Genomic DNA, 21,801 nt, shown 5'->3' with positions numbered 1-21,801 from the left:
CGCTCTAATTTTGACAAAAATAAAAACGAATAATACAACACAAAAACTATGAAAACTAAATTTTTTGCTTTAGCACTTGCTACAGGTTTATTTTTAAATTCTTGCTCAAGTAGTGACGATACTACTCCTGTTACTCCACCTGCAACAGGCGAAATTAAAGGTGATATTACAACTAATGTAACTTATCCTTATGGTAACTACACTTTAAATGGAGTTGTAAAAATCAAAGCCGGAGCAACAGTAACTTTTGAAGCCGGATCAACAATCACAATCGATAAAAAAACTGGAGACAACGCATTAGTTGTTTTAAAAGGTGCAAAATTAATCACTAAAGGTACTGCTGACAAACCAGTTGTATTTACAGAAAAATCTAAACTTCCAGGTTCTTGGGGAGGTATTATCGTTTACGGTGACGCTCCTGCAAAAGTAGCTGGTGGTGGAACTACTGGTACATCTGAAGATGGTAACAAAATTTCTTACGGAGGAACTAATCCAACTGATAATAGTGGATCATTAGTATATACAAGAGTAGAATATGCTGGAGCTAAATTAGCTGATGGAGATAAAGAAAACAACGGTTTTACTTTCTATTCAGTAGGTTCAGGAACAACTTTAGATCACTTAGTATCTTACAAGGGTGCTGATGACGGATACGAATTCTTTGGTGGAACTGTAAGTTTAACAAATGCTATTTCTTACGGAAATACAGATGACTCATTTGACTGGCAAGATGGATGGCAAGGTCAAGCAAATACAAACTGGTATGCTTACCAAACTGGAAAAGGTAACTACGGAATGGAAATCGAGGCTTCGTCAAATGACAATGCTTTTTTTCCAAAAGTTTCTAACATTACTTTAAAAAGAGCTGCTGGTAACACTCCTGAAAGTAGTGATAACCAAGTTGATGCTTTCCAATTCAAAAAAGAAGGTAACGGAGAATACAGTAACATCATCATTGATGGTTACGGTAATTTTACAACTCCAGGTGGAGTTACTTACAAAGGTAGTGCTGTTAGCATCTTAGATGGTGTAACAAACGATCACCAAGTTAAAACTGGAAAAATCAAACTTTTAAATGTTAAAATCAGTAACACTACAAACATTAACCCAATTGGAGCTACTGACGCTATCATTGTTGTTTTCCCAACAGGAAATTTCGTTACAAGCGCTACAGCTACTGGAGCTTCTTTAACTCCTGGTGCATGGGCTACAGTTGACGGTGTAGATTTGACTAAATAATAAAATATCCTAAATTGTTAAAAACATCCTAAATTCTTAGGATGTTTTTTTTTGGCGTAGTTTTTGTAATTTTTTTTGTATATTTACAGTAATCAAAAAAATGCGATGGCAAAAAACTACTTTTATATTACATTCTTATTGGCTTTTTTCTTTACTCTAAGTGTTTCGGCACAAGACAGTAAACAATTACCAAAACCTCAAGAGTCTACAACCATTGAGGGTCTAAGCTTGTACCCTAACCCAGTGACAAACGGAAAAGTTTATATTTCGTCTAAAAATGATTTAGAAAAAGAAATCATCATTTTTGATATTCTGGGCAAAAAAGTCCTTCAACTACATTTAAGCTCAAAAGAATTAAACGTTGCAGATCTAGTTCCCGGCGTTTATATCATTAAAATAAGCGAAGAAAATGCTTCAGCAACACGAAAGCTAATCATTCGATAAAACATACAAAAAAAGCTCCTGTCGGAGCTTTTTTTGTAGTTTACAGTATTCAGTCGCACTTTTCAGTTTTAGATTGCAGTTAAAACTGTCACTGAAAACTGAAAACTGCGACTAAAAATAAATATCTTTGCACAAAAAAAGTTTTGATCACAGCCAACGATATATTTACCATTTCGAGTCATAAACAATTTGAAAAAATAGCATTAAAAGTGTTTCGTTTTCAGCATGAGAACAATCAGGTATATCGCGATTTCTGTGATTTCTTAAAAGTCAATCCGCAACAGGTAAAATCATTGGAACAAATTCCTTTTTTGCCTATTCAATTTTTTAAAAGTCATAATGTAGTTTCCAATAACGATTCTGCTCAGGTTACTTTTACCAGCAGCGGAACTACAGGAATGATCACAAGCCGACATATAGTGACCGATGTTTCCCTATATGAGGAAAGTTATCGCAATGGTTTTTCACAATTCTATGGAAACATCGAAGATTACGTAATTTTAGCCCTTTTGCCGTCATATCTTGAACGCGATGGATCTTCGCTTATTTATATGGTTGAAGATTTAATAAAACTATCCAATCAATCTGAAAGCGGATTCTATTTACACAATCATGAAGACTTAATTAAAAAACTGACAGCTCTTGACGAATCAGGACAAAATGTGATTTTAATTGGCGTTACTTATGCTTTACTAGACTTGATCGAAAAACATCAATTCAACCTGCAGAATACCATTATTATGGAAACTGGCGGAATGAAAGGAAAGCGCAAAGAAATGATTCGCGAAGAATTACACGAACAGCTTTGCAAAGGTTTCGGCGTTACCGCAATTCACTCCGAATATGGAATGACGGAACTTTTGGCGCAAGCCTATTCTTTAGGCGAAGGCGTATTCGAATGTCCATCCTGGATGCACATCTTAGTTCGCGATCCTGAAGATGCTCTCACTTACGTGAAAGATGGAAAAACAGGCGGAATTAATGTTATTGATTTAGCCAATATAAATTCATGCTCTTTTATCGCCACACAGGATTTAGGCAAAAAAAATCCCAACAACTCTTTTGAGGTATTGGGACGTTTTGATAATTCTGATATTCGTGGTTGTAACCTAATGGTTTTATAGTTTAACGTTGATTTGTTGAATTGGTTAAAGGAGCATTCCAATTGTCATCATAATTACGAAATACAAAAAAGGCAACAAACTTGTTATACTCCAAATCAGCTTTCTTTTCCAATTATAATTTTCTTTAAAAATCAAAATTGCATTTACTATTCCATAAACAAAAGAAGATAAAACAAAAATGTAATTAGATATCCAGAAAAAATGATACAAAATCCCAAAGTCATTAAACCTATATCTTCCTGACAGATAACCGAAAATCATTCCCATTATAAAAATCCCGCATACAACTAATGCCGTTTTTTCCAACTTATTTAATCGAGTTTTTTTCATAAGATTCCAGCAATCGATTAAATAATTAACCGATTAAACAGTTGAACAAAACACTAGTTTTCTTCGGTTACACCAATATTATCTATTCCTTCTTTATTATTTGACTCTCTTTCTTTCTCTAGTTTGTTTTCGAGAAGTTTATGCGTGCCATAGCAGGCTAAACCACCCAAAACAACATAAAGTATACTCCATCCGGCATTGTCAAAATTCTCATTTGCAACATACTCAAAACCTTTAATAAGCCCCAGCACAATTCCAACAAGAAATCCTCCTAAAATAGTACCACCATAATAAGAAGCTATTCCGAAAAAGAAATAAGCCCACTTATTTTTACCGTATTCAAGAGCCAAATTTGTGAATGCTTTCCAGATCCAGTAAATAAATAAAAATCCAATCATAGTTTTTTAGTTTTTAGGTAATAAACTTACTAAAATAAACTATTATTTGATTTTCAACAGAAAATTTCTCTACAAAAAAATCCCAACAACTCTTTCGAGGTATTGGGATGTATTTATTTTAAAGTAATCGTTATTTCGTTTAATCGGTTAACCGAAATTATTCATAAATATCTTTTCAATGTCCTAAATCGATAACATCTATCAAAAATATTTCATCACTAACTCTGATTTATAAAGCTTATTGTGCTTTTTTAAGAATCAATATTATACATTTAATTTCCTTACCTCTCTTGTTTTTACATAATCTTCGAAAGAAATCTTAAAACCACCATCATTTCTTTTAGCTTCATCATACAATTTCAAATCTTCTAAATCTTCCAATTTTTCTAAAAGCTTTTTGTATTGTTTTATAGGCAACAAAACAGCTGTTTTTTTCCCTTTTTTGTCTGTTAAAAATTGCGTCTTCATAAGCTTAATAATTGTTATTTCAGGTAAATTTAAACAATTTTAAACCACTCTTATCACAAAATAGTTCTTCTTTCCGCTTTGTAACAACACAAACTGATTGTTGATTAAATCATTTGCAGTCAATACAAAATCTTCTTTTACTTTCTCTCTGTTTACAGAAATTGAATTCGCTGTCAATGCACGTCTTGCTTCTCCATTTGATTTAAAGAAACCTGTTTTTTCGTTTAAAACAGTAACGATATCCAATCCATTTTCTAAATCAGCTTTTGCGATTTCGGCTTGAGGAACACCGTCAAAAACTTCTAAAAAAGTAGCTTCATCCAGTTGCTTTAAATCTTCTGCAGTAGAATTTCCGAACAAAATATTAGAAGCCTGAATTGCTTTTTCTAACTCTTCTTTACTATGAACAAAAATGGTGATTTCCTCAGCCAGTTTCTTTTGCAAAACTCTTACATGTGGTGCCGCTTTGTGCTCTTCGATTAAAGCATCAATTGTTTCCTTATCTAAGAAAGTAAAGATTTTAATGTATTTTTCAGCATCAACATCTGTTGCGTTTACCCAAAATTGGTAAAATTTATACACTGAAGTTTTATCAGCATCCAGCCAAACATTTCCACCTTCAGATTTTCCAAATTTAGATCCGTCCGCTTTTGTGATTAAAGGTGTCGTTAATGCGAAAGCCTTAGCATTTTCTCCACCCATTCTGCGAACTAATTCTGTACCAGTAGTAATATTCCCCCATTGGTCAGAACCACCCATTTGCAAAAGGCAGTTATTGTTTTTATATAAATGATAAAAATCGTATCCCTGAATCAATTGGTATGTAAATTCAGTAAAAGACATTCCTTCACCTTCTCCACCTAATCTCTTTTTCACAGAGTCTTTCGCCATCATGTAATTCACCGTGATACGTTTTCCAACTTCACGCGCAAAATCAATAAACGAAAACTCTTTCATCCAATCATAGTTATTTACCATAACCGGAGCGTTTGCTTCTGTTGAATTAAAGTCTAAGAAACGTGACAAAACACTTTTGATTCCCGCAACGTTTTTAGCCAAAGTTTCTTCGTTCAACAAATTTCTCTCATCAGATTTCCCGGATGGATCACCAATCATTCCGGTTGCACCTCCAACTAAAGCAATCGCTTTATGGCCGGTTCTATTTAGGTGAACCAATAAAATAATCTGAACCATACTACCAATATGAAGTGAATCTGCCGTTGGATCAAAACCAATATAAGCCGTCGTTACCTCTTTTAGCAATTGTTCTTCCGTTCCAGGCATGCTATCATGATATAACCCACGCCATTTTAATTCTTCAACTAGATTCTTCATTTTTAAAATAATTTGTGCAAATGTAATCAATGGCAATGGCAATGACAAAAAACAATTTCAATGAAAATAACAATACTAGCTTTAAAAAACAATTTCAATAACAATGTAAACAGAAAAACTTTGTGACTTTGTACCTCTGTAACTTTGAACCTTTATCAAAACCTTTGCAACTTTGTGCCTTTGCAACTTTGCACCTTTACACCAAAATGGTATATTTACAAAATGGTATTAGTAACTGGAGGAACAGGTTTAGTAGGCGCGCATTTATTACTTCATTTAATTGAAAATGGAGAAAACGTTCGGGCTATTTACCGAAATCCAAATAATATCCAAAAGACAAAATCGGTTTTTGAATTATACAAAAAAGCTGATTTATTCGAAAAAATCAATTGGCTTGAAGCCGATATTCTAGACGTTCCTTCCTTAGAATTTGCTTTTATTGATATTGAATATGTCTATCATTGCGCCGCTTTAATTTCATTTGATCCAAAAGATGAAGATGCACTTCGAAAGACCAATATCGAAGGAACTGCCAATATGGTCAATTTTTCCCTTGCGAAAGGAATAAAGAAATTTTGCTTTGTAAGTTCTATCGCCGCTTTGGGAGATTTGGCTCCGCATGAAACATACATTACCGAAGAAACAGATTGGAATCCGGAGAAACCGCACAGTGATTATGCCATTTCTAAATATGGTGCCGAAATGGAAGTTTGGCGTGCCGTTCAGGAAGGTTTAGATATTATAATTGTAAATCCGGGTGTAATTTTAGGACCAATTCCTAAAACAAAAAGCCAGGAACAAGGAAGTTCTGAACTTTACTCAAAAGTAGCCAACGGACTTTCTTTTTACACTTTAGGAAGTACCGGTTTTATATCCGTCAATGACGTTGTCAAAATAGCAAGAGAATTAATGAACAGTGATATTAAAAACGAACGCTTTACATTGATTTCTGATAATATTGTTTTCAGAGATATTCTTAATACAATTGCAGAAGTTTTAAAAGTAAAGAAACCAACTATTCATGCAAAACCAATCTTCATGAATTTCCTGTGGATTGCTGACGGAATATTTTCGACTTTATTTTTCCAGAAAAGACGTTTAACAAAAGCAACCGCAAAAGCTTCTTATTCTAAAAATCTGTATTCTAATGAAAAAATAAAAACCGCTCTGGGAACGGTTTTTTCAGATGTACATCAATACATCAAAGAAGTTTCGAAATTATAGAATTACTTTTTTTTATTCAAATTAATCATTCTCCTAATAGAATCTACATTTACTTTATTCAAAGACTTTTCAACAGCAGGATCTTTAATAGCTTGTTTCAAGTCATTTTTCTTGGTTTTAGCCTCTTTCTTTTCATCAATTTTAACCAGAGAATCTGTTGCTCTTTGATTCTTTGCCAATCGTTTGCCAATTTCGTCAAACATATCTTTATAACTGTCATAATCGGCAGCATAATACATATTGTTTTGTGCAAATTGCAAACTATCGACTTTATATTTTTTGAAAATAAACTTAGTCGGACTTGTTTCATTTGAATCTACCGACATCGGGTTTTGATATTTAATAGCTTCCAAAAGAGACAAATCATACATAATATCAATCATCTTTCCTTTCTCAATAAGTTTTGCAGGTTGTTTGACCAACTCTTTTTTACAACTTACAGAAAGAAACAAAACCAACATTATTACTATAAAATTCTTCATTTCAGCTTTTTATCTATCAAACAATAATCGTTTACCCGGACGGATATCTTTTACTTTAAAATTATTATAAACCAATTCACCGTTTACAAAAGTATGTGTAATTCTGGATTTAAAAGTATAATTCTCAAATGGAGACCATCCACATTTAGCCAGAATATTTTCTGGTTTTACACTCCACGGTAAACTTGGATTTACGATCACTAAATCTGCAAAATAACCTTCTTTAATAAAACCTCTTTTTTCGATTTTAAAGATTTTAGCAGGATTGTGGCACATTTTCTCCACGATTTTCTCTACTGTAATTTTCCCTTGATGATGCGCTTCAAACATTGCTATAACAGCATGTTGTACAAGCGGACCTCCGGAAGGAGCATTCAAATACGATTGCATTTTCTCCTCTTTTGTATGTGGAGCGTGATCTGTAGCAATTACATCAATACGACCATCATTCAGCGCTTTCCAAAGTTCAGCTCTATCTTCTTTGGTTTTTACAGCAGGATTCCATTTTATGAAATTCCCTTTTGTTTTGTAATCTTCATCTGTAAACCAAAGGTGGTGAACACAAACCTCAGCAGTAATTTTTTTATCTTCTAATGGAATTTTATTCGTAAACAACTCCATTTCTTTCGCAGTAGAAAGATGGAAGATATGCAAACGAGCTCCAGTTTTTTTCGCTAAAGCAACCGCTTTAGAAGATGAAATATAACAAGCTTCGGCGCTACGAATTAAATGGTGCGCCGTTACCGGAACATCATCTCCATATTGCTCTTTATATAGTGCAAGATTATTTTGAATTGTAGTTTCATCTTCACAATGAACTGCAATTAACATTGGTGTACTTGAGAATATTTTTTCTAAAGTCGCTTCGTTATCCACAAGCATATTTCCTGTAGAAGAACCTAAAAAGATTTTTATACCGGCAACATTCTTAGGATTTGTTTTTAGAACTTCTTCAAGATTATCGTTTGTTGCACCCATCATAAACGAATAATTCGCAAATGATTTTACTGCTGCAATTTGATATTTATCTTCAAGTATTTCCTGAGTAACCGCATTTGGAACCGTATTTGGCTGCTCTATAAAAGAGGTAATTCCTCCGGCAACAGCAGCTTTGGATTCAGATTCGATATCGCCTTTATGAGTCAATCCCGGCTCTCTAAAATGTACCTGATCATCAATAGCGCCCGGCATTAAATAACTTCCTTCGGCATCAATAACAATACAATCGGATGTTTTTAAGCTAATACTATCTGAAATTTCAACGATTAAGTCGTTTTCGATCAAAACATCACCTTCAAAAATAGATCCTTCGTTTACAATTTTGGCATTCTTTATTAAAATCCTGTTCATTACCGTGGTATTATAATGTATTGACTAATTTTTTTAATCTAAGTGAAATCACACCGAGAATTGCTTCCTTAATAATGGCATTGCTCATTTTTGAAACTCCTTTAGTTCTATCTGTAAAGATAATTGGAACCTCTTTAATTTCAAAACCTCCGCAATAAGTCCTGTACTTCATTTCGATTTGGAAGGCGTATCCAACAAATTTTATTTTATTGAGATTAATTTTTTCTAATACTTCTCTTTTATAACAAACAAAACCGGCTGTGGCATCATGAATTTTCATTCCGGTTATAAATTTCACATAAACTGATGCAAAATAAGACATTAAAACTCGGCTTAAAGGCCAGTTTACAACATTTACACCCGTAACATAACGGGAGCCAATAGCTAAATCTGCACCTCCAAAATGGCAGGCGTCAAGCAATTTTTCAAGATCATTGGGATTGTGCGAAAAATCAGCATCCATCTCGAAAATAAAATCATATTTACGTTCCAATGCCCATTTAAAACCATGAACATAAGCTGTTCCTAAACCGGATTTTTTAGCCCTTTGTTCTAAAAACAACCTCTCAGGAAATTCTTCCTGTAACGCAATCACCTTATTAGCAGTATGATCAGGCGAATTATCATCAATTATCAAAAGATGAAAAGGCTTATGTTGTGACAGTACAGCTCTAACTATACTTTCAATATTTTCAATTTCGTTGTAAGTGGGAATTATGACAATACAATCATTCATTTTTCTTGGGTAATTTCACCGCAAAAGTAAACTTTTTATAGCATTTGATTCATAATAAATATATAATAAAAGTATTGATACAAAAAATTACTAATTTTGTGATCGTTATGATTGAACACCTACACCCCCGAATACTAGAGAACAAGGACTGGGCAACACTTTTATTTGTGTTGACTTTTGCCATTGTTGCCATGACTAAATCAGCTTATGAAACTAGATTTAGCGAATTTAGCAAGCTTATTTTTTCAGATAAATATGCAAAAATTTATCGTGACAATAATCATTTGAAAAGCAGTTTTACGGTTGGTTTGTTTTTTGTGCAAATTATTTCCTATGCTTTTTTTATTCAGCTTACGATGCACATATTTTCGCATAATCCCAAAACGGGAACTTATAATGTATTAAAAACAGATTGGATTTTATTTGTTCAGATTGCGACATTTTTACTTTATTTTATTCTGGCAAAATATTTAATTGAAAAAATTGTAGCGGCTTCATTCAATATCGACGAATTCATGGAGCTTTTTAACTTACAAAAAGTCACATATCGCACCTATATTGGCATTTTAATCCTTCCTATTAATGCTGTTTTGTTCTATTATGATGATATTTCAAAAACTATACCCCTTGTTATTATAGGTATTTCGCTGTGTATTAGCCTGTACTCATATTTTATTTCAATAAAAACATATCAAAACGTAATAATCGGTAAGTTATTTTATTTTATTTTATATCTTTGCGCTCTTGAAATAGCCCCTTATTATTTTCTCTATTATTGGATTACAAAAGGGAGTGCTTAGAAAAAGTTTACAATATGAAAGTGAAAACAATTTTGGTGTCACAGCCTGAACCTAAAGTGGAAAATTCTCCTTACTTTGAGCTCCAACAAAAACACAAAATAAAAATTGATTTCAGACCATTTATTCATGTGGAGGGGGTTAATGCAAAAGAGATTAGATTGCAAAAAATCGATCTTAATCATTATACTGCGATAATTTTGACGAGCCGTAATGCGGTAGATCATTTTTTTAGAGTAGCAGATGAAATGCGTTATAAAGTTCCTGAAGGATTGAAATATTTCTGTCAATCTGAAGCAGTTGCATTTTACCTGCAAAAGTATGTAGTGTACAGAAAGCGTAAAATTTACGTTGGAGCAAAAGATTTTGCAGACTTATCACCTCTTATCAAAAAGTATAAAGACGAAAAATTCCTACTTCCGGCATCTGATCAATTAAATGCTGATGCTCCGATAACGTTAAACAATCTAAAAGTAGATTGGACGCAAGCTGTTTTTTACAAAACTGTAATGAGCGACTTATCTGATCTTGCTGATGTTTATTATGATGTTTTAGCATTTTTTAGTCCAACCGGAATAAAATCATTGTTTAAAAACTTTCCTGATTTTAAACAAAATGAAACCAGAATTGCTGTTTTTGGAAGTACAACTCAAAAAGAAGCTCTTGATTATGGTTTAAGAATTGATATTCTTGCTCCAACTCCTGAAACTCCTTCTATGACAATGGCTTTAGAAAAATACATTAGCGAAGCAAATAAAGGAAAATAATCCTTTAAATCACAATATTAAAATTCCAAATTCCAACTTTCTTTGTTGGGATTTGGAATTTTTCTTTTTACTACACGAGATTCTACCATTAAGAGATTAAGCATCGTTAAACACAATCATTGTCATCCCGAGGAACGAGGGATCTCCGCAAGAAACTCCGTAAAGTAAGTCGCCTATCTTTGTCAAGCTACTTGCGGAGATCCCTCGTTCCTCGGGATGACAAAAATGCGTATAATAACTTTGAGGGTAAACATTTGTCAAAATTCCTTAAGTTCCTTATTGAAAACTTTGACAAAGATTTAAAACAACAGATTTGTATTCATTTAAAAGTTTTATTCTTAAATTTGATTTCTAACTAAAACCAAATCACTAAAATTAGTTTCAAATCACAACTCTTATGAAAATTAACTCCCTTATAATTGAAATCGACGGTATCGACAAAGAAATTCTTCGTTATTTAATGGATGATGCCCGAAAACCAATTTTGCAAATTGCCAACAAAATAGGGATTTCAGGAGCTGCAATTCATCAGCGTTTAAAAAAACTGGAACAATCCGGTGTAATTTCCGGATCAAAATTTACCGTAAACCCAAAAGTCTTAGGCTACAATACAATGGCTTTTATTGGCGTTTATCTTGATAAAGCTTCCCGAAACTCTGAAGCCGTAAAAGATCTAAAGAAAATACCCGAAGTTCTGGAATGTCATTATACCACAGGAAACTGGTCCGTTTTAATTAAAATCATCTGTCGCGATAACGAACATCTAATGCAGCTTTTAAACACTAAAATTCAAGCCATAGAAGGGGTTTCAAGAACCGAAACCTTTATTTCGCTGGATCAACAAATTGACAGACAAATTCAATTGTAATTAGAGAATGTGTCAATTAGAAAATTAGATAATGTCTCAAATTTATAAATACAACAAAACCCGACAGGTTTTAAAAACCAATCGGGTTTGCTATAAATTATCTAATTGACTAATTATCTAATTGACACATTATCTAATTAGCACATTAATCTCTTCTATTATTACTTCCCGCATAAATTGAGATATAATACAGTAACGTTGCAATTGACCCAAGAGCCGCTACAAGATAAGTTCTTGCTGCCCATTTAAGAGCATCTTTTGCTCCGGCTTGTTCTTCTTGTGTGAGCATATGTTTATTTTCCAACCAAGCCAGAGCTCTATTACTTGCGTCATATTCCACAGGTAAAGTTACAATCGAAAATAAAGTGGTTACTGCAAAAAGCACAATTCCTATTAACAACAATTGAGGAAAAACCTGAATCATTAGAATTCCGGCTAAAAGAACCCACTGCATATAATTTGATGCCACATTTACAATTGGCACTAATGTCGAACGCATAGTCAGCCATTGATACCCTACAGAATGCTGTACAGCGTGACCACATTCATGTGCCGCAACAGCCGCCGCAGCCACATTACGATGATTATAAACTGCTTCACTTAAATTTACTGTTTTATCACTTGGATTATAATGATCTGTCAATTGACCCGGAGTCGAAATAACACGAACATCAGTAATACCATTGTCCGCCAACATTTTCTCAGCAATTTCAGCACCGCTCATTCCGTTTCTTAACTGCAGTTTAGAATATAATTCAAATTTACTTTTCAGTTTTGAACTGACCAGCCAACTAAACAACATTATAGCGCCGGCAATAATTAAATATCCCATTCCCATATCTTTATATTTTTTAATTGTTATTTACTTAAATAATCACAAGATGTCCTACAACACATCTTTAATATCCTATAGAAAACAGCAATTTACGAACCATTTTTCTAAAATGCCAAAATGACACCCAATTTTAGATATTAATTAAGAGCTTCGGCAAAAATTCTAAATTAAAAATCCAAACCCAACAAACATTGGAATTTGAATTTATCTAAAACTCAAAATTAGAATTGATTACAGCAATTGATTATTTACCTCTTCAAATTTGGCAATTAAATCATTCAACTTGGATTGCTGTTTTTTAATTTGTTTTGGACGAATATAAAACCAATTAAAGCCCATCCAAAGCAAAGTTATACCATATGTGAAGCTTGCCCAAAAAGCGGTCATTCTAACGGCGTACTCATACATATATAAACCAATACCTACTCCAAGCAATACAAAGTACAAACTCAACATGGTAGATTGCATAAATTGCTGTTTCTTTTTAATTAAAATCAGTTTCTGCAAATATTCCTGATTGGTTTGAGCCGTAACAATATTTTTATAAATTGAAATCAATCTATTGTAAAAGATCAAATAAACAACCATTGCCAGAATCGTTAAAACAATTCCGATTTTTGTCGAAATAAATTCAGGCTGATAAGAATACCAGATAAAAATGATAAAGGCGCAAGTTGCAAAAAGCAAAATATTGGTCATCCATAAACTACGTAAACCAGCTTTTTTAAATTGTTTTAATCTTGTCAATAAATCTTCGATATTGGGCTGACTTACGGTTTGTTTTTTCCATAAATCCTTAAAATCTATATTGTTATTGTGGTCCATTTTCTTTAAATTTTTGAGTCAATTTTTCTTTTATCCTGTGAATTTTCACCCGTATATTCGCTTCCGAAAGTCCGACGATTTTAGCAATTTCTGCTTGTTTAATATCTTCGAGTTCCAGTGAAATAACAATACGCTCGGTTTCCGGTAATTCGGCAATACATTTATATAAAAACTGAATTTGCGGTTCAATCGATTGTTGTTTTTCTTCGGTCAGATTAATGGGTAAATCTGATTTAAGAAAACGCTTTTCTTTTTCAATCTGTCGCAAACAGTTATTAGAGGCAATTCTGAAAATCCAGGTTCCTATACTTGATTCATTTCTAAAAGTGTCCAGCTTTTGCCAAACAATAACAAAGGTTTCCTGAGCCAGATCCTGTGCGATATCATAATCGTTCACAAAACCCATGCAGAGCCTGAATATTCTGTCCCAATACGTTTTATAGATCTCTTCAAATACCATTATTAAGATTTTATAAAATTGCTTAACTGTTCTAAATACCATTCTTTGTCATCATACATAATAAAGTGTAATCCTTTATTTGCATATTGAAATTTTCCGGTTTTCAGATTTTTATACTGCTCATCGATTGCAGGTTTTAAATTTATAAAATAAGATTCTAACAAAATCAATGACGGACATTTTATAGTTGCAATTTTATCTCTTAAATCTGTATTTGAGAAATCACAATACATTTCGGCAAAAGTTTTTCTATCTGATTTTACACTCCAATCCAAAAGCATTTCGGTTTTTGTAGTATCCTGCAAAAGTCTTGGAATCATCTTTTTCTGCATATCCAAAAATTGAGTATCGGTCATTGTTGTCATTTGAGTGACCATTGGAGCGCAATCATTATTTTCTTTTGATTTAAAAGAAGGATCCATCAATGCAGCTAAACATGGCAATGCATCGACTACAACAATTTTGCTAATCAAATCCGGATAATCAGCTGCAATTGCCAATGCTAACCCGCCGCCCATACTATGACCAATTACGATTGGTTTCACAATTTTATTGTCTTTTATGTAATTAGCAATTTCGTTTTCCCAATTTTTAAATGTTGCATTTTCTTGTGGTTTGACTCCGGCAAAACCTGCCATTGTAAGTGTATAACAGGTAAAATCTTTTTCAAAATTGACTTTGGTCTCCTTCCATACTTCTCCGGAAGAAGCGAATCCCGGAATAAAAATTATGGCTTGTTTTCCTTTTCCGGTTTTAAGAACCTCAAACGGATATTGTTTTGTTTGTGCAAATACATTTAAACATAATGCTGAAAATAATAAGGCGATAACCAAGATGATATACTTTTTCATTTTTAATAGTTTTAAGTTGTTAAATGATTTAATTCGCCTTTTGGATACGAGAGGTTTTAAAATGTTACAGATTTTTTTGAAAAAAAATAAATTCCAATATTTCAAATTCCAAATTCCAATATTTACGGGGAAATTCCAATGATAGAAATTCCAAATTCCAATTTGAGTAGGGTAAAATTTTGCCACGAATTCCACGAATTAACACGAATTGAATTGGTGAAAATTTGTGAAATTCGTGGCGAAAAAAAAAAAAAAAACAAAGAAAGACTACAATCTTGTCATTTCGACCGAAGGGAGAAATCACACTTGTGACTCGACAAAGATTAGCAACATTCTGTGCGGAGTTTCAAGTGTGATTTCTCCCTTCGGTCGAAATGACAAACTAGCCCAAAAAAAAATCCCAAACCCCAACGAGAATTGGAATTTGGAATTTATAATATTGGAATTTTTATTTACCCTACAAGGTTAATAATTTTCCCAGGAACAATAATCACTTTATTTGGTGTTTTACCATCTAACTGACGTAGTGTTCTTTCGTCTTTCATGATGATTTCTTCGATTTGTGCTGCGGTTAGATCCAAAGGCAATTCGATTGTGAAACGCATTTTTCCGTTGAAAGAAACTGGATATTCTTTATTGGTTTCAACTAAATATTTAGCTTCAAAAACCGGGAAAGCAACTGTTGCAATTGATTCCGTGTTTCCTAATTGCGACCATAGTTCTTCAGCGATATGTGGTGCATAAGGTGAAACCAAAATTGCTAAAGGTTCTAAGATTGCTCTCGAATGACAGTTTTGAGTTGACAATTCGTTTACACAAATCATAAACTGAGAAACTGAGGTATTAAAAGAGAAACTCTCAATATCTTCTGCTACTTTTTTAATGGTTTTGTGTAATGATTTTAAGTTGTCTTTTGTTGGTGCATCGTTGTTTACGATTAAACCGTTATTCTCATCAAAGTACAATCTCCATAATTTTTTCAAGAAACCAAATACACCTGAGATTCCAGCGGTATTCCAAGGTTTTGCCTGCTCTAATGGCCCTAAGAACATTTCGTACAAACGTAATGTATCAGCACCATATTCATTACAGATATCATCAGGAGTTACTACATTATAGTATGATTTCGACATTTTTTCGACTTCACGACCCACAATGTATTTTCCGTTTTCATCAAAAATAAATTCTGCAGTGTTAAAATCCTCTCTCCAGTTTTTGAATTTTTCGATATTTAGTTCATCAGACGAATTCACAAAATGAACATCAACACGTATTGGCTGAACATTTTGATCTGCGATTTTATTTTTAGATACGAAAGTATTTGTTCCTTCTAACCTATAAACATAAGCTGTTGTCCCCAAAATCATTCCCTGATTAATCAGTTTTTTAAATGGTTCTTCGGTTGGAGCAAAACCTTTGTCTTTTAAGAATTTGTTCCAGAAACGAGAATATAGTAAATGTCCGGTTGCGTGTTCGCTTCCTCCAATATACAAATCAACACTTTCCCAATAGGCTAAAGCTTCTTTGCTTGCAAATTCGTTTTCGTTATGTGCATCCATATAACGCATCCAATACCAAGAACTTCCTGCCCAACCTGGCATTGTGTTCAATTCTAAAGGAAAAATCGTTACATGATCTACTAAATCTGTCTTGACAACTTTATTGTTTTTTGTATCCCAAGCCCAAACTGTTGCATTTCCTAACGGAGGCAAACCATCTTCGGTTGGTAAATATTTTTCTACTTCAGGTAAAACAATTGGCAAATGTTGCGCATCGATCATCTTTGGCAAACCATTTACATAATACACCGGAAATGGTTCTCCCCAATAACGCTGACGAGAGAAAACAGCATCACGCAAACGGTAATTTGTTTTTCCGCTTCCTTGTCCTATTTTTTCCAAAGCTGTAATTGCAGCCTGAGTAGCTTCTTTATAATTTAATCCGTTTAAGAAATCAGAATTTGCAATTTCAACATTGTCTTTAGAGCCATAAGCCACCTCAGAAATATCAACGTTAGCGAAAATATTTTTGATTTCTTGCATTCCTTTCTCGTGCTTAAAGAAATTTGCAAAAGCATAATCTCTTTCGTCTCCACAAGGAACCGCCATTACAGCACCAGTTCCATAACCTGCCAAAACGTAATCTCCAATCCAAACCGGAATCGCTTCTTTTGTAAAAGGATGTTCTGCATAAGCTCCGGTAAATACACCAGAAATCGTTTTTACATCTGCCATACGCTCACGCTCTGAACGTTTTGCTGTTTTTTCAATATAAGCTTCAACAGCCGCTTTTTGTTCCGGAGTTGTAATTTTCGCAACCAAATCATGTTCTGGCGCCAAAGTCATAAACGTTACTCCAAAGATTGTATCGGGTCTGGTAGTAAAAACTTCGATAACTTCATTATGGTCTTTCACATTAAAAGTTACTAAAGCTCCAACCGATTTTCCAATCCAGTTTCTTTGTGATTCTTTAATAGATTCGCTCCAGTCAATATCATTTAATCCTTGCAACAAACGCTCTGCATAAGCAGAAATACGCATGCTCCATTGTGTCATTTTTTTACGAATAACCGGATATCCACCGCGCTCAGAAACTCCGTTTACGATTTCGTCATTTGCCAAAACAGTTCCTAAACCGGGGCACCAGTTTACTTCTGTTTCAGCCAAATAAGTCATTCTGTATTGCAAAAGTATTTTTTCTTTCTGATCTTCAGAATAAGAATTCCATTCTTCAGGTGTAAAAATCGCAACATTATCATCGCATACGGCTTCAACTAAAGCATTTCCACTTTCTTCAAAAACTTTTACAAGCTCCGAAATTTCAAATGCTTTTCCTTGTTTTCTGCAATACCACGAATTGAATAATTGGATAAAAATCCATTGTGTATGTTTATAATAATCAGGATTTGAAGTTCGTACTTCACGACTCCAATCAAATGAAAACCCAATTTTATCCAATTGTTTTCTATATCCGGCAATTTGCTTTCCTTCTTTATCAACTCCACCGTCAATATTTACGCGCGTTGTATCCTCGGGACGTTGTCCGGTTTGTATCGCATATTGTTCAGCAGGTAATCCAAAACTGTCATATCCCATTGGGTGCAAAACATTGAATCCCTGATGTCTTTTGAAACGAGAATATACATCTGAAGCAATATAACCCAGCGGGTGCCCAACGTGTAATCCCGCTCCGGACGGATAAGGAAACATATCTAACACATAATGTTTAGGTTTTTCAGAATTATTACTTGCAGCAAAAGTTTGGTTTTCAGCCCAATATTTTTGCCATTTCGCTTCGATTTCGTTCGGATTGTATTTCATTTTTAAGGTTCAAAGTTGCAAAGTGACAAAGGTTCTAAGGTTTCATCACTTTAATGAATTAAGGCGCAAATTTACATTTATTGTAGATTGTACCAAAGCTATTTCGTTGACAAACAAATAAAATAACAAAATACTTATTTTTAATTACGTAAAAATACGTATGTTTGCATTTTAATACTTAGTAATATTTTTTAATTAAATAATCTATTTAAAGTTCCGAAGGAACAAATTATATTGTAGGGCTGGACTTCAGTCCAGCATAAATAAAGAATCAAATGGGTAATAATAAAAAATATTCTATTGAAGTTCGTCTTTGGATTGAAGAAACCGAAGGACCATTTTTAGGAATTGGAAAAATCTGGCTGCTCGAAAATATTCGAAAAACGGGATCGATAACCAATGCCGCAAAAGAAATGAAAATGGCTTATCGTCAGGCGTGGCAATTAGTCGAAGAAATGAACCAGCGCGCCGAAATTCCTTTAGTTGAAAAACTCCTTGGCGGAAAAGGCGGTGGCGGTGCTAAACTAACCGAAGCCGGAGAAAAAGCCATTACCATTTTTTACGAAGTCGAAAAACGCATTAAAGATTTTGCTTTAAAAGAAACTCAGAATCTAAAATTTTAAAACCCTTTATTATTCCTTTTAAAAAACCAAATAACCAAAACCAATTTTTTTAACCTTCAGTATTCATTTCAAAACATACTGAAAATTACACTCTGATTATGAACTTAAAATTATACCTGTTCTTATTTTTTATCTGCCTAAAAAGCTTTTCTCAAACAGAAATTCATCAAAAAACACAAGACAGCATTAAAAAAGAAGAGCTGAACGAAATTGTAATTACAGCTTCCCGCCGTTCCGAAAAAATAATGCGTTCTCCTATAAGTATTGAACAATTGAAATCGGCAGAAGCCAAAAATATGGGATCTCCAAGTATTTATGAAGCGCTTGAAAATGTAAAAGGCGTTCAGATTATTACGCCAAGTTTAGGCTTTAAAGTAATTAACACAAGAGGTTTTGCCAATTCGACCAATGTTAGATTTGCACAATTAGTTGACGGAATTGATAATCAGGCGCCACATTTGGGTGCGCCAATTGCAAATGCGCTTGGCGCGAATGATCTCGACATCGATAAAATAGAAATTATTCCTGGAACTGCCGCCGCTTTGTACGGAATGAACGCTATTAATGGATTAGCAAATATTCAGACTAAAAATCCTTTTGAATATCAAGGTATAAGTATTCAGCAATTGACCGGAATAAATCATGTTGGTAATATTGACCGATTTTCGCCTAAATTGTATTCACAGTTTAATTTACGTTTTGCAAAAGCATTTAATGAAAAATTCGCTTTCAAAATAAATGCTTCAACTACAGGCGGAACGGATTGGGTTGCGGATGATCGAACTGATCTCGCGCCAAAGGCAAATGCTTCAACCAATTTATATGGTGCCGATAATCCGGCTTACGACGAAGTGAATGGTTACGGAAATGAATCGGCAAATCGAAAAACACTAAATCTTAACGGTAAAAATTATGTCGTTGCCAGAACAGGGTATCGCGAAACTGATATTTCAGATTATGATATAAAAAACTATAAAGCTGACGTTGGTTTTTATTTTCGTCCAAAAAAAGGAAACGAATTAGCGGTGACTTATAAAACAGCATTAATTAATACAATTTATCAGCGTTCGAACCGATTTCGATTAGACAATTATACTTTAAACCAATTTTCGGTTGATTATCACACACCTATTTTTCAAGTAAAAGCTTATGCAACAACTGAAAATACAGGCGATTCATACAATATGCGTTCGCTTGCCGAAAACATGGATCGCGCTTATAAATCTGATGACAAATGGTTTGCGGATTACTCAACTGCTTACAAAAATGCAGTTACAAACGGAGCAAGTGTTGCAGATGCACATAAAATTGCCAGAACATCATCAGATCAAGGTCGTTTTGAACCCGGAACGGCGGCATATGAAGAAAAGAAAAATGAATTAGTTAATATAAATAATTGGGATATTGGCGCTGCTTTACGTGTAAAATCGACTTTGGTTCATGGCGAAGGATTGATTAATTGGGATAAAGCGTTCTCTTCTTTCTTTAATAAAATCGAAGCTAAATTATTAAGTGGTTTTGATTACAGAGAATATATCATTGTTCCGGACGGAAACTATTTTATCAATCCCGTAAATGCTTCTGAAAATTTAACGTATCAAAAAACAGGCGCTTTTACTCAACTGACTAAAGATTTCTTCAAAGAAAAATTGCGATTGGGCGCCACAATAAGAATGGATAAAGCCGATTATTTTGATACTAAATTTACACCTCAATTTACGGCCGTTTATTCTCCAAAAGAAACGTTGAGTTTTAGGGCATCTTACCAAAACGGATATCGCTTTCCGAGTATTTTTGAAGGTTTTTCCAATGTAAATTCCGGAGGTGTAAAACGTGTTGGCGGATTGCGAATTATGTCTGACGGAATTTTTGAAAACTCCTATACCAAAGCTTCTATAGACAAATTTCAATCACAGGTAAATAGTGATGTAAACACTCTTGGTTTAACACAGGCACAAGCTATCGAAAAGAATAAAAATACGATTCAAAAAAATCCTTACACGTATTTAGAACCGGAATTTGTAAAATCATTTGAATTTGGTTTTAAAGCAATTACATTAAATAAAAATCTTCTTATTGATGCCGATTTTTATTACAACTCATACAAAAACTTTATTGCACAAGTTGAAGCCAGCATTCCAAACACAACAGATCTTGGTAAGATTCCGACGGCTTTGTATTCAAAAAATACTCAAAACAGATATCGTCTTTGGACAAATTCTAAAAGTAAAATTTACAATTACGGCGCAAGTTTAGGTTTAAAATATCGAATTGATGAAATCTTTACAGCCCTGACCAATCTTACGTACACCAAACTCGATCGAACTGACGATAAAGATGGTCTGGAAGATGGTTTTAATACTCCGGAATTTAATGTAAACGGAACTTTAATGGCACAAAATATCTGGAAAAATCTTGGCGCAAGTGCAACAGCAAGATATCAAACGAATTTTGATTATGTTTCATTTTTGGTTAGCGGAACCGTTCCTGCATATTGGTCGATGGACGCACAAGTAAATTATTATTTCAAAAAAACGGGTTTAACAACTAAATTAGGAGGGACTAATATCTTAAACAAACCTTATACATCAATACTTGGCGGACCATCAATTGGCGGATTGTATTATCTGTCATTGGTTTGGGAAACGAAATAATTTAACCACGATTTTGGGATAGAGAATTTACCGCAAAGTGCGCCAAGTTTTTTATCACTCGTTACGTATAATAAACGAAAAGTTCGCAAAGCTAGATCAACACAAAGCTTTGCGAACTTTGTGTTTTTATAATGTCTTGCTAATAAAAACTTTGCGCGCTCTTTGCGGTTAATTTTTTGCCACAGATTATATAGATTAAAATGATTTTTTTAACCACAAATTTCACAAATTTTCACAAATTATTAGAATGCTTATCTACCTGCTTTGTCATTTCGACGGAGGAGAAATCACACGCGGGGAGAACGCACTGTTGTCGAGCAACGTTATGTGATTTCTCCTTCGTCGAAACGACAAAATTTTTGCGATTTTATGCTTTTGTGAGAGATTTACTAACTACAATTTTAAAGCTATTTTCCTTAACTTAATGACATTGCCCGAGCGATAGCGAAATGGCGAAGCAAATTCGTGGCTGATAAACTTTGCCTTCTTTGTGGTTAAAAAACTCAACTTTTAGCATAAGAAATCAAACACCGAGAACGCCAAGATTTAATATTGTATTCTGCATAGAAAACACAGAGTTCACAAAGCTGCATCAGCACAAAGCTTTGTGAACTTTGTGTTTTATGAAAAGCTCGTATATAAAAAACTTGGTGAACTTTGCGGTTAAACCA

General features: G+C 33.8%; 20 protein-coding genes. 9 read left to right on the top strand and 11 right to left on the bottom strand.

What is annotated here, in order from left to right; translation table 11 throughout:
- The first annotated feature begins 48 nt into the window (after positions 1–48).
- From EAH81_RS15010 to EAH81_RS15000, 3 genes are all read left to right on the top strand, one after another.
- Positions 49–1,239: a hypothetical protein gene (locus EAH81_RS15010; RefSeq protein WP_140508492.1), complete on the top strand. Its 1,191-nt coding sequence runs from the start codon at positions 49–51 to the stop codon at positions 1,237–1,239.
- A gap of 105 nt (positions 1,240–1,344) precedes the next feature.
- A complete protein-coding gene (locus EAH81_RS15005; protein WP_099709703.1) occupies positions 1,345–1,683 on the top strand; it encodes a T9SS type A sorting domain-containing protein in 339 nt (112 codons plus the stop codon).
- 143 nt (positions 1,684–1,826) lie between these two features.
- Positions 1,827–2,807: an acyl transferase gene (locus EAH81_RS15000; protein WP_140508490.1), complete on the top strand. Its 981-nt coding sequence runs from the start codon at positions 1,827–1,829 to the stop codon at positions 2,805–2,807.
- A 383-nt stretch (positions 2,808–3,190) separates the two neighbouring features.
- Here EAH81_RS15000 and EAH81_RS14995 read toward each other — a convergent pair whose 3' ends face one another.
- The 3 genes from EAH81_RS14995 to tyrS form a co-directional block, all read right to left on the bottom strand.
- On the bottom strand, positions 3,191–3,535 hold the full coding sequence (locus EAH81_RS14995) for a hypothetical protein (RefSeq protein ID WP_140508488.1): 345 nt from the start codon (positions 3,533–3,535) through the stop codon (positions 3,191–3,193).
- Positions 3,536–3,799: 264 nt separating this feature from the next.
- Positions 3,800–4,003, bottom strand: coding sequence for a type II toxin-antitoxin system Phd/YefM family antitoxin (locus EAH81_RS14990; RefSeq protein ID WP_140508486.1), 204 nt, complete (start codon positions 4,001–4,003; stop codon positions 3,800–3,802).
- Positions 4,004–4,042: 39 nt separating this feature from the next.
- Positions 4,043–5,338, bottom strand: a complete 1,296-nt coding sequence (gene tyrS / locus EAH81_RS14985; protein ID WP_140508484.1) for a tyrosine--tRNA ligase — start codon at positions 5,336–5,338, stop codon at positions 4,043–4,045.
- A 222-nt stretch (positions 5,339–5,560) separates the two neighbouring features.
- Here tyrS and EAH81_RS14980 point away from each other — a divergent pair, with 222 nt between their 5' ends.
- The gene (locus tag EAH81_RS14980; RefSeq protein WP_140508482.1) at positions 5,561–6,562 is read left to right on the top strand and encodes an NAD-dependent epimerase/dehydratase family protein; all 1,002 of its coding nucleotides are present in this window, start codon (positions 5,561–5,563) and stop codon (positions 6,560–6,562) included.
- Positions 6,563–6,564: 2 nt separating this feature from the next.
- Here EAH81_RS14980 and EAH81_RS14975 read toward each other — a convergent pair whose 3' ends face one another.
- From EAH81_RS14975 to EAH81_RS14965, 3 genes are read right to left on the bottom strand one after another with little or no spacing between them, the layout of a single operon-like run.
- Positions 6,565–7,044, bottom strand: a complete 480-nt coding sequence (locus EAH81_RS14975) for a DUF4296 domain-containing protein (protein WP_140508481.1) — start codon at positions 7,042–7,044, stop codon at positions 6,565–6,567.
- A gap of 9 nt (positions 7,045–7,053) precedes the next feature.
- The gene (locus EAH81_RS14970) at positions 7,054–8,394 is read right to left on the bottom strand and encodes a dihydroorotase (RefSeq protein WP_140508479.1); all 1,341 of its coding nucleotides are present in this window, start codon (positions 8,392–8,394) and stop codon (positions 7,054–7,056) included.
- A gap of 10 nt (positions 8,395–8,404) precedes the next feature.
- The gene (locus EAH81_RS14965) at positions 8,405–9,130 is read right to left on the bottom strand and encodes a polyprenol monophosphomannose synthase (RefSeq protein WP_140508477.1); all 726 of its coding nucleotides are present in this window, start codon (positions 9,128–9,130) and stop codon (positions 8,405–8,407) included.
- A gap of 107 nt (positions 9,131–9,237) precedes the next feature.
- On the opposite strand from EAH81_RS14965, the gene EAH81_RS14960 reads away from it, so the two are divergent.
- The 3 genes from EAH81_RS14960 to EAH81_RS14950 all read left to right on the top strand — a co-directional run bounded on the left by EAH81_RS14960 (position 9,238) and on the right by EAH81_RS14950 (position 11,562).
- Positions 9,238–9,930 (top strand): DUF4271 domain-containing protein, encoded by a 693-nt coding sequence (locus EAH81_RS14960; protein WP_140508475.1) that lies wholly within the window; start codon positions 9,238–9,240, stop codon positions 9,928–9,930.
- Positions 9,931–9,944: 14 nt separating this feature from the next.
- A complete protein-coding gene (locus EAH81_RS14955) occupies positions 9,945–10,694 on the top strand; it encodes a uroporphyrinogen-III synthase (RefSeq protein ID WP_072964327.1) in 750 nt (249 codons plus the stop codon).
- Positions 10,695–11,091: 397 nt separating this feature from the next.
- Positions 11,092–11,562, top strand: coding sequence for an Lrp/AsnC family transcriptional regulator (locus EAH81_RS14950; RefSeq protein WP_041518480.1), 471 nt, complete (start codon positions 11,092–11,094; stop codon positions 11,560–11,562).
- A 145-nt stretch (positions 11,563–11,707) separates the two neighbouring features.
- Here EAH81_RS14950 and EAH81_RS14945 read toward each other — a convergent pair whose 3' ends face one another.
- From EAH81_RS14945 to leuS, 5 genes are all read right to left on the bottom strand, one after another.
- Entirely contained in the window at positions 11,708–12,400 is a 693-nt protein-coding gene (locus EAH81_RS14945) for a zinc metallopeptidase (protein ID WP_140508473.1), read from the bottom strand.
- A 228-nt stretch (positions 12,401–12,628) separates the two neighbouring features.
- On the bottom strand, positions 12,629–13,222 hold the full coding sequence (locus EAH81_RS14940; protein ID WP_140508470.1) for a hypothetical protein: 594 nt from the start codon (positions 13,220–13,222) through the stop codon (positions 12,629–12,631).
- On the bottom strand, positions 13,209–13,682 hold the full coding sequence (locus EAH81_RS14935; RefSeq protein WP_140508468.1) for an RNA polymerase sigma factor: 474 nt from the start codon (positions 13,680–13,682) through the stop codon (positions 13,209–13,211). The genes EAH81_RS14940 and EAH81_RS14935 overlap by 14 nt, the downstream gene beginning before the upstream one ends.
- Positions 13,683–13,684: 2 nt before the next feature.
- Complete coding sequence (locus EAH81_RS14930; protein WP_140508466.1) at positions 13,685–14,533, bottom strand: alpha/beta fold hydrolase; 849 nt, start codon at positions 14,531–14,533, stop codon at positions 13,685–13,687.
- Positions 14,534–14,985: 452 nt separating this feature from the next.
- Entirely contained in the window at positions 14,986–17,853 is a 2,868-nt protein-coding gene (gene leuS / locus EAH81_RS14925; protein WP_140508464.1) for a leucine--tRNA ligase, read from the bottom strand.
- Between the two features lie 275 nt (positions 17,854–18,128).
- Between leuS and EAH81_RS14920 the strand changes: the two genes are divergently transcribed.
- Positions 18,129–18,476: a winged helix-turn-helix domain-containing protein gene (locus EAH81_RS14920; protein WP_140508462.1), complete on the top strand. Its 348-nt coding sequence runs from the start codon at positions 18,129–18,131 to the stop codon at positions 18,474–18,476.
- Between the two features lie 98 nt (positions 18,477–18,574).
- Entirely contained in the window at positions 18,575–21,130 is a 2,556-nt protein-coding gene (locus EAH81_RS14915) for a TonB-dependent receptor (protein ID WP_140508460.1), read from the top strand.
- Positions 21,131–21,801: the final 671 nt, after the last annotated feature.

This window comes from Flavobacterium pectinovorum (assembly GCF_006438875.1).
In the GTDB taxonomy this organism is placed as follows: domain Bacteria; phylum Bacteroidota; class Bacteroidia; order Flavobacteriales; family Flavobacteriaceae; genus Flavobacterium; species Flavobacterium pectinovorum_A.
This window is presented reverse-complemented; position numbering and strand designations above follow the sequence as displayed.